Origin of the sequence: Aquitalea palustris, assembly GCF_003693445.1 — a bacterium.
GTDB classification, from domain to species: Bacteria; Pseudomonadota; Gammaproteobacteria; order Burkholderiales; family Chromobacteriaceae; genus Aquitalea; species Aquitalea palustris.
In genome coordinates this window covers 23,722-32,132 of record NZ_RFAR01000044.1, presented here as the reverse complement: position 1 = coordinate 32,132, position 8,411 = coordinate 23,722, and the positions used below count along the sequence as shown (strand labels likewise).

Annotated in this window: 7 protein-coding genes; 1 reads left to right on the top strand and 6 read right to left on the bottom strand. The window is 56.6% G+C overall.

Annotated elements, in window-relative coordinates:
• Window positions 1-79: 79 nt before the first annotated feature.
• The 5 genes from EAY64_RS11325 to tig form a co-directional block, all read right to left on the bottom strand.
• A complete protein-coding gene (locus EAY64_RS11325; protein ID WP_103524875.1) occupies window positions 80-349 on the bottom strand; it encodes an HU family DNA-binding protein in 270 nt (89 codons plus the stop codon).
• 175 nt (window positions 350-524) lie between these two features.
• Entirely contained in the window at window positions 525-2,939 is a 2,415-nt protein-coding gene (lon, locus tag EAY64_RS11320; RefSeq protein ID WP_103524874.1) for an endopeptidase La, read from the bottom strand.
• A 144-nt stretch (window positions 2,940-3,083) separates the two neighbouring features.
• Window positions 3,084-4,364, bottom strand: coding sequence for an ATP-dependent Clp protease ATP-binding subunit ClpX (gene clpX, locus EAY64_RS11315; RefSeq protein ID WP_103524873.1), 1,281 nt, complete (start codon window positions 4,362-4,364; stop codon window positions 3,084-3,086).
• Window positions 4,365-4,380: 16 nt separating this feature from the next.
• Window positions 4,381-5,013, bottom strand: coding sequence for an ATP-dependent Clp endopeptidase proteolytic subunit ClpP (clpP, locus tag EAY64_RS11310; protein ID WP_103524872.1), 633 nt, complete (start codon window positions 5,011-5,013; stop codon window positions 4,381-4,383).
• 24 nt (window positions 5,014-5,037) lie between these two features.
• Window positions 5,038-6,345 carry a trigger factor gene (gene tig, locus EAY64_RS11305; RefSeq protein ID WP_103524871.1) on the bottom strand — a complete coding sequence of 436 codons (1,308 nt, stop codon included), beginning with the start codon at window positions 6,343-6,345 and terminating at the stop codon, window positions 5,038-5,040.
• Between the two features lie 385 nt (window positions 6,346-6,730).
• Here tig and EAY64_RS11300 point away from each other — a divergent pair, with 385 nt between their 5' ends.
• A complete protein-coding gene (locus EAY64_RS11300; protein ID WP_103524870.1) occupies window positions 6,731-7,882 on the top strand; it encodes a GGDEF domain-containing protein in 1,152 nt (383 codons plus the stop codon).
• An 84-nt stretch (window positions 7,883-7,966) separates the two neighbouring features.
• Here the strand turns inward: EAY64_RS11300 and EAY64_RS11295 are convergent, their stop codons facing one another.
• Window positions 7,967-8,380, bottom strand: a complete 414-nt coding sequence (locus EAY64_RS11295) for a MerR family transcriptional regulator (protein WP_103524869.1) — start codon at window positions 8,378-8,380, stop codon at window positions 7,967-7,969.
• Window positions 8,381-8,411 lie beyond the last annotated feature (31 nt).

Genomic DNA, 8,411 nt, shown 5'->3' with positions numbered 1-8,411 from the left:
TGTAAGGCAGACGCTCTACCAACTGAGCTAAACGCCCGCTATAAAACCTCGCCGTTATCGCTAACGACAAGGTTGCAAATTATAGCGCGTCTTTCAGTGCTTTGCCAGCACGGAACTTCGGAGAACGTGCAGCCGGGATCTTGATGGTTTCGCCAGTCTTCGGATTGCGACCGCTGCGTTCAGCGCGCTCGCCAACATAGAATGTACCAAAACCTACCAGAGTCACGGTGTCGCCCTGTTTCAGAGCATCGGTAACAGCGGCAACCATACCATCCAGTGCCTTGGCAGCTGCAGCTTTGGAAATATCGGCTTCAGCGGCGATTGCATCAATCAGTTCAGACTTGTTCACGTAAGTCCCCTTTCGTCGTTCTTCGGTCTACGTAATTCGGATAAAAACCGCTTGCTTTATAGCAAGGCTAAAATCCTTGTGTCAAGCGGCTTCCAGCGGAATATTGCCATTTCGCAAACCCTGCTGGAAAGCGCTAGCGGCCCGGTAAATTCACTACTGCTGCAACATACTGATTTTAATGCGTCATTACGGATACACCGGCCGCACCTTCCGGCGCGGGGTGCAACTCGTCCGGCTTGGCTTCTTCAGGCAAAGGCTCCGGCTGGCGTTCCAGCGCCAGAGCCAGCACCTCGTCGATCCACTTCACAGGATGAATTTCCAGCTTCTGCTTGATGTTGGCGGGGATATCCACAAGATCCTTGGCATTGCCATGCGGGATAAGCACATGCTTGATCCCGCCGCGATGCGCAGCAAGCAGTTTTTCCTTCAGGCCACCAATCGGCAGAACCTCGCCACGCAGGGTGATTTCACCCGTCATGGCAACATCAGAGCGTACCGGAATTCCCGCCAGAACGGAAACTATCGCGGTCGTCATGGCGATACCTGCACTCGGTCCATCCTTGGGTGTCGCACCCTCCGGCACATGAATGTGCATGTCATGTTTTTCATGGAAATCCGCTTTGATTCCCAAAGCACGCGAACGACTGCGCACCACACTCATTGCCGCAGTAATCGACTCCTGCATCACCTCACCCAACTGTCCAGTGCGGATGATATTGCCCTTGCCCGGCAGCGACACGGCCTCGATGGTGAGCAACTCGCCACCCACCTCGGTCCACGCCAGACCAGTCACCTGGCCGATACGGTTTTCCTGTTCGGCAACACCATAATCAAAGCGGTGCACGCCCAGATACTTGTCCAGGTTCTTGGCATTGACCGTTACCTTGGCTGCCTTGTTCTTGCCCAGCAAGGTAGAAGTCACCACCTTGCGGCAGATCTTGGCAATCTCGCGATCCAGGCTACGCACACCGGCTTCGCGGGTGTAGTAGCGTACGATGTCACGCAAGGCCGATTCCTGCAGCACCAACTCACCCTCCTGCACACCGTTGGCCTTGATCTGCTTGGGCACCAGGTATTTCAGGGCAATATTGACCTTTTCGTCTTCGGTGTAACCGGCCAGGCGAATGATTTCCATCCGGTCCAGCAAGGCATGCGGAATGTTCAGCGAATTGGCGGTGGCCACGAACATGACATCCGACAAATCGTACTCAACCTCGGCGTAGTGATCGACAAAGGAGTGATTCTGCTCCGGATCCAGCACTTCCAGCAAGGCGGATGACGGGTCACCGCGGAAATCGGCCCCCATCTTGTCTACCTCATCCAACAGGAACAGCGGATTCTTCACGCCGACCTTGCTCATGTTCTGCAAGACCTTGCCGGGCATGGAGCCGATATAGGTACGACGGTGGCCGCGAATTTCCGACTCATCACGCACACCGCCCAGCGCCATGCGCACGAACTTGCGATTGGTAGCCCGGGCGATGGACTGCCCCAGGGAGGTCTTGCCCACGCCCGGAGGCCCTACCAGGCAGAGAATCGGTGCCTTGAGCTTGTCGACGCGCTGCTGCACTGCCAGATACTCGAGAATGCGTTCCTTGACCTTTTCCAGGCCGAAGTGATCCTCATCCAGCACAGCCTCGGCATTGCCGACGTCCTTGTTGATCTTGGTCTTCTTCTTCCAGGGCAGTTCCAGCAAGGTATCGATGTAGTTGCGCACCACAGTGGCCTCAGCCGACATCGGCGACATCATCTTGAGCTTTTTCAGCTCGGCACTGACCTTGTCCTTGGCTTCCTTGGGCATGCCAGCCAGGCGTATTTTCTTTTCCAGCTCGTCCAGGTCGCTGACTTCATCAATATCACCCAGTTCTTTCTGGATGGCCTTGACCTGTTCGTTCAGGTAGTACTCGCGCTGGCTCTTTTCCATCTGGCGCTTGACGCGGCCACGGATACGCTTTTCCACCTGCAGGATGTCGATTTCGCCTTCCAGCTGGGACAGCAGGTGCTCCAGACGCGCGCGCACGTCGAACATCTCCAGCACTTCCTGCTTTTGTTCCAGCTTGAGCGGCAGATGCGCCACGATGGTGTCAGCCATGCGGCCGGCACGCTCGATGCCTGCCAGCGAAGTCATGACCTCGGGCGGAATTTTCTTGTTGAGTTTGACGTATTGCTCAAACTGCGCCAGCAGGGCACGGCGCATGGCTTCGGACTCGGTGGAGTCTTCGCCATCAGCAGCCAGCGGCGTAATGGTGCCAACAAAGCAGCCGCCATCTTCGGCCACCTGGCTGATCAGCGCACGCTGGCGCCCCTCGACCAGGACCTTGACCGTGCCGTCAGGCAGCTTGAGCATTTGCAGGACGGAGGCGATGGTGCCGACACCATACAGATCGTCAGCCTCGGGCTCATCCTTGGAGGCCGAGCGCTGGGCGACCAGCAACACCTGCTTGCCTTCATCCATGGCGCTTTCCAGCGCACGGATCGACTTGGCTCTTCCGACAAACAGCGGAATGACCATATGGGGGAAAACAACCACATCCCGGAGCGGGAGCAAGGGCAATGTGGTTTCTTCGCGGAGTTCTGCGGGTTGGGGCATATCACCTAACCTTGCGTACGTGAAACAATGCATGAAAGATGGGGCATGCACGCTGAAAATCAACACCCCATACTAAATCAGTTTGGCGACAACACAAAAGAAAAACCGCCCATGACGGGCGGTTTTCCATCACAGCTGAAAAGCTCAGGCTGACTGGACTTCGTCACCTTTGTCGCGATAGATGAACAAAGGCTTCTCGCCTTTTTCGATAACCTTTTCATCTACCACTACTTTTTCAACATTTTCCATGGACGGCAGTTCGTACATGGTATCGAGCAGCACGCGTTCGATGATCGAACGCAGACCACGCGCACCGGTCTTGCGAATCAGCGCCTGCTTGGCAATGACACGCAAGGCGGACGGACGGACTTCCAGTTCAACCGACTCCATCTGGAACAGACGCTGGTATTGCTTGATCAGCGCATTCTTCGGTTGGGTCAGAATCGTGACCATGGCTTCTTCATCCAGCTCTTCCAGCGTAGCCACCACCGGCAGACGGCCGATCAGTTCCGGAATTAGACCAAAGCGGATCAGATCTTCCGGCTCGGCCTCCTTGAACAGGGCCGAGGTCGACTTGCTATCATCCCGCGAGCTGACTTCCGCACCAAAACCGATACCGCCCTTTTCCGAGCGACGACGGATGATCTTTTCTAGGCCATCGAATGCGCCACCGCAAATGAACAGGATATTGGTGGTGTCAACCTGAATGAATTCCTGGTTGGGGTGCTTGCGCCCGCCTTGCGGCGGAATGGAAGCCACCGTACCCTCGATCAGCTTGAGCAATGCCTGCTGCACGCCCTCGCCCGACACGTCACGCGTGATGGACGGATTCTCGGATTTGCGCGAAATCTTGTCGATTTCATCGATGTAGACAATGCCGCGCTGGGCTTTTTCCACATCGTAGTCGCACTTCTGCAGCAGCTTCTGGATGATGTGTTCGACATCTTCCCCCACATAACCGGCTTCGGTCAGCGTGGTGGCATCGGCAATCACAAATGGCACATCCAGCAGACGTGCCAGCGATTGCGCCAGCAGGGTCTTGCCGGAACCGGTAGGACCTACCAGCAGGATGTTGCTCTTGGCCAGCTCGACTTCGTCCTTGTCGCCCGCAGGGGTGTACAGCCGCTTGTAGTGGTTGTACACGGCAACGGACAGCGTCTTCTTGGCAAAATCCTGACCGATGATGTACTGATCCAGATCCGCGCGGATTTCCTGCGGCGTGGGCAGTGCGGTGGCGGTGCCGGTGGCATCGCCGATTTCGCCAACTACCTTTTCCAGCTCTTCGCGAATGATGTCATTGCACAGCTCGACGCATTCATTGCAGATGAAGACCTGGGGACCGGCGATCAGACGCTGGACTTCATGCTGGCTCTTGCCGCAGAAAGAGCAATACAGAAGTTTTTCGTTGCTGTTTTTATCAGCCATTAGCTAGTTCCACTGCTTACGCCGTAACATCCTTGCGGGAGGTCAGCACTTTATCAATCAGACCGTACTCGCGGGCTTCTTCGGCGGACATGAAATTGTCACGCTCGGTATCGGCCTGCAGACGCTCCATGGTCTGGCCGGAATGCTTGGCCAGCAGCTCGTTCATCTTGCCCTTTACCTTCACCAACTCGCGGGCATGGATTTCGATATCGGTCACCTGGCCGCTCAGACCACCGCCATACAGCAGCGGCTGGTGAATCATCACGCGGCTATTGGTCAGGGCAAAGCGCTTGCCCTGGGTGCCTGCCGACAGCAGGAAAGCACCCATGCTGGCAGCCTGACCGATACACAGAGTGGAAATGTCCGGCTTGATGAAATTCATCGTGTCGTAGATGGACATACCCGCCGTAATCGAACCACCTGGCGAATTGATGTAGAAGTAGATGTCCTTGTCCGGATTTTCCGACTCGAGGAACAGCATCTGCGCCACAACCAGGTTGGCCGATTCGTCGGTGACGGGCCCTACCAGGAACACGATACGCTCCTTCAGCAGTCGCGAGTAGATGTCATAGGCGCGTTCGCCACGACCACTCTGCTCCACTACCATGGGCACCAGGCCCAGCCCTTGCGGTTCAATCATCGATTTCATCGACCAACTCCGTTTGTGTCGTTATCAGGCGTTGCTACCCATCAGGGCATCAAAGGACAATTCTTCTACTTCAACCTTGGCCTTGGACAGAACGAATTCCACCACATTGTCTTCCAGCACCATGGAGGTCGGGCCTTCCAGACGGTCGGCGCTGGCGTAGTACCAGGTCAGCACTTCTTCCGGATGCTCGTAGCTGTCGGCGAACTCTTCGATCATCGCCTTCACTTGTTCCGGCTTGGCTTCCAGCTTGTTGGCGTCAACCACTTCAGCCAGGATCAGGCCCAGGGCCACACGGCGTTCTGCTTGCTGGGCAAACAGCTCCGGCGGGAAAGGCATGTCTTTTACGTTCATGCCGCGTTGCTGCATGTCACGCTGTGCCTGCTCGATCAGACGGCCGATTTCCAGCTGCACCAGTGCCTTGGGCAGGGTGATTTCGGTAGCGTCCAGCAGGGTCTGCATCACGGCTTCCTTGGTGCGAGCCTGCAGACGGCGCTTCACTTCACGCTCGACGTTCTTGCGAATTTCAGCGCGCATTTTTTCTACATCGCCATCAGCAATGCCCAACAGCTTGGCGAACTCTTCGTTCACTTCCGGCAGGGTCGCTTCGGCAACATTCTTCACGGTGATTTCGAAGACGGCGGTTTTGCCGGCAACGTCCTTACCATGGTAGTCAGCCGGGAAGGACACTTCCACGTTCTTGACTTCGTCTTCCTTCATGCCGGTCACGCCGGTTTCGAAGTCGGCCAGCATTTGGCCCTGACCCAGTACGAAGGGGAAGTTCTCGGAAGAACCGCCATCGAACAGCACGCCATCGATACTGCCCTTGAAGTCGATGATCACGCGGTCGCCTTCGGCTGCAGCGCGCTCAACACGGTTGTAACGGGTACGCTGCTTGCGCAGGATGTCGATGGTCTTGTCGATTTCGACATCGGTCACCGGGGTGGTCGGCTTTTTGACTTCCTTGTCGGCCAGTTCGCCCACCTTGACTTCCGGGTACACCTCGAAAGTGGCTGCAAACTTGAAGTTCTCGACATCACCTTCGGCCGCTACCGGTTCGAAACGCGGGTAGCCGGCAACACGCAGCTTCTGTTCGCTGACTGCGCTGTAGAAACCTTGCTGAACCTGTTCGCCCAGCACTTCTTCACGCACTTGGGCGCCGTAGTTTGCTTCAACGATTTTCAGCGGAGCCTTGCCCGGGCGGAAACCTTGAATCTTGGCAGTACGTGCCACGCGCTTCAGGCGCTCGGTGACTTGGGCATCAATGGCAGCCATCGGCAGAGCGATGTTCATGCGGCGCTCAAGATTGCTCAACGTTTCCAGTTGTACTTGCATGTTCAATCCTTAACTAGTCATCTGAATACGAGTTCGGCCTTTGCGCGAACATTTCGTATTTTGGAAAACAGGTGAAACCCTTGGGAGGCTTCGGCTCTATATGGGGCCACAAGCCCCGGCTACAAGTGCAAGCCTTGCTGTGTTTGCGCAGCAACGATCTGGCTCGCATCCCATTGCGAAAACGCGCAGTATAACATGCACCCTGTTTTTGTATGCAGGCGAATCGCGGCGCAAATGCTTGCCCACACTGGGTCATAGCAATAAGCAAGCGCCATGCTGCGCACACTTTGTGCGGACAAGAACAAGCCGCCAAACCAATCGCAGTGATTTCCCTGTTTTTCGCTATGCTGAATAAAAAGACGATGAATATTCTGGATGAGCCGCCATGGGCCTACCCCATCAATCGACCGCCAACAAGCCACCCGTTGCCCTGGCCATGGTCTGGCAATGGATCAGCGCAGGCGTAGATCCCGCACTCAACGGCACATTACGGCGGCGGCAGTACATTACCAACGCAGTCCCGGCCCTGGTACTGTCGATGGTGCTGTTTTACTACCTGCTGTTTCTCACACTGGGCAATCGCGAGCTGGCACACTCCTGCCTGCAGGGCATGCCCATCCCCGCCATCGGCATCGCCTGGTTTCGCTGGCGCCAGAACTGTGGTCAACCGCCCCACTACTGGAAAGCCTGCTTTATCTGCCAGACCACGGTACTGGCTGCCATTCTGGGTGGACAGGGCACACTGTTCGGCTCGCATTTCTACTTCTTGCTGTTTTTCCTGACCGCACCACTCGTTGTCCCCATCAGCGATCGCCGTGGCATGACCATCGTCTGCGCAATCTGCCTGGGATGGTTTTCTTTTTTCCAGTTCATGCAATGGCCAGCCACCGCCAGCGTGCAGAGTCTTGACCCCAGCATTATCAGCATACTCAATCTGGGTGTACTGCTGTCGGGCTCCATCATTCTGTTTATTGCCCTGCTGGCTGGCGAGCATTTTTCAGATGCACTGTTAAACCGCATCGAACTGATGGCCAGCACGGACATGCTGACCGGCCTGGCCAACAGGCGCGCTTTTTACGCCAGACTGGCGCAATTGCAGTACCGCCACGCGCTGGACCAGCATCCATTTTGCCTGGCCATGCTGGATATCGATTTTTTCAAACGCATCAATGATGACTACGGCCACGATGCCGGTGACAAGGTGCTGCGCCACATTGCCAGCTTGCTGCAACACATGGCGCGCTCCCAAGACCTGGTATGCCGCATTGGCGGTGAGGAGTTCGCCATCCTGCTGCCCGACACCAGGCTGGAGCAGGCTTTCATCATGTGCGAAGCCATCCGGAACAAGATTGCCGGCTCACCACTGCCACATGGAAGCAGTGAGCTGCACGCCACGGTCAGCCTGGGGCTGGCCCAGTGGCAGGCCAGCGACAGTGAACAGGCATTTTTAGCCGCCACCGACAAGGCGCTTTATGCTGCCAAACATGCCGGGCGCAATGGGGTTCAGCAACGCCGGCAGGCTGCACCTGCACTCTAGCAAGCGGGGGCGGGGCGCCGCGGTGGAGCCTTGGCGTGGCCAGGCATAGCGCAACCGGGGCCGTCAGCGGCAGAGCCTTAATCGTCATGGCTCCAGATGCAGGCCCAGAGTAGCCATCACTCTGCTGGCATTAAGCTGGCAGTCCATGTCTTCCGGTTTTGATTCAATCAACTGGATCAGATGCTGGATATGCGCCTTGTTTTGCGCGAGGCGCGTTTGCAAGACCTCGATGTCTGCCACCTTGCGCCTAAGGATGCCAATCAGTTCGTCGTGCTGCCAGGAGGACACATCGGCCGGTAGCAGCTGCTTGATTTCATCCAGCGTGAAGCCAGCTTGCTGGGCATCGCTGATGATGGCCAGGATGGCCACGGCATCTTCTGGATAGTCGCGGTAGCCATTGGCCTGCCGACTGGCCACCTTCAACAAGCCTCTGGCTTCATAGAAGCGGATTGCCGAGGCCGCCATGCCGGTGCGCTTGGCCAGCTCCCCTATTTTCATGGTTGTCCTGACTGCGTACTTGGATGGTGCA

Coding starts and splice junctions, on each gene's coding strand:
- lon (WP_103524874.1), bottom strand. CDS start 2,939: ATGCCCCAACCCGCAGAACTCCGCGAAGAAACCACATTGCCCTTGCTC.
- clpX (WP_103524873.1), bottom strand. CDS start 4,364: ATGGCTGATAAAAACAGCAACGAAAAACTTCTGTATTGCTCTTTCTGC.
- clpP (WP_103524872.1), bottom strand. CDS start 5,013: ATGAAATCGATGATTGAACCGCAAGGGCTGGGCCTGGTGCCCATGGTA.
- tig (WP_103524871.1), bottom strand. CDS start 6,345: ATGCAAGTACAACTGGAAACGTTGAGCAATCTTGAGCGCCGCATGAAC.
- EAY64_RS11300 (WP_103524870.1), top strand. CDS start 6,731: ATGGGCCTACCCCATCAATCGACCGCCAACAAGCCACCCGTTGCCCTG.
- EAY64_RS11295 (WP_103524869.1), bottom strand. CDS start 8,380: ATGAAAATAGGGGAGCTGGCCAAGCGCACCGGCATGGCGGCCTCGGCA.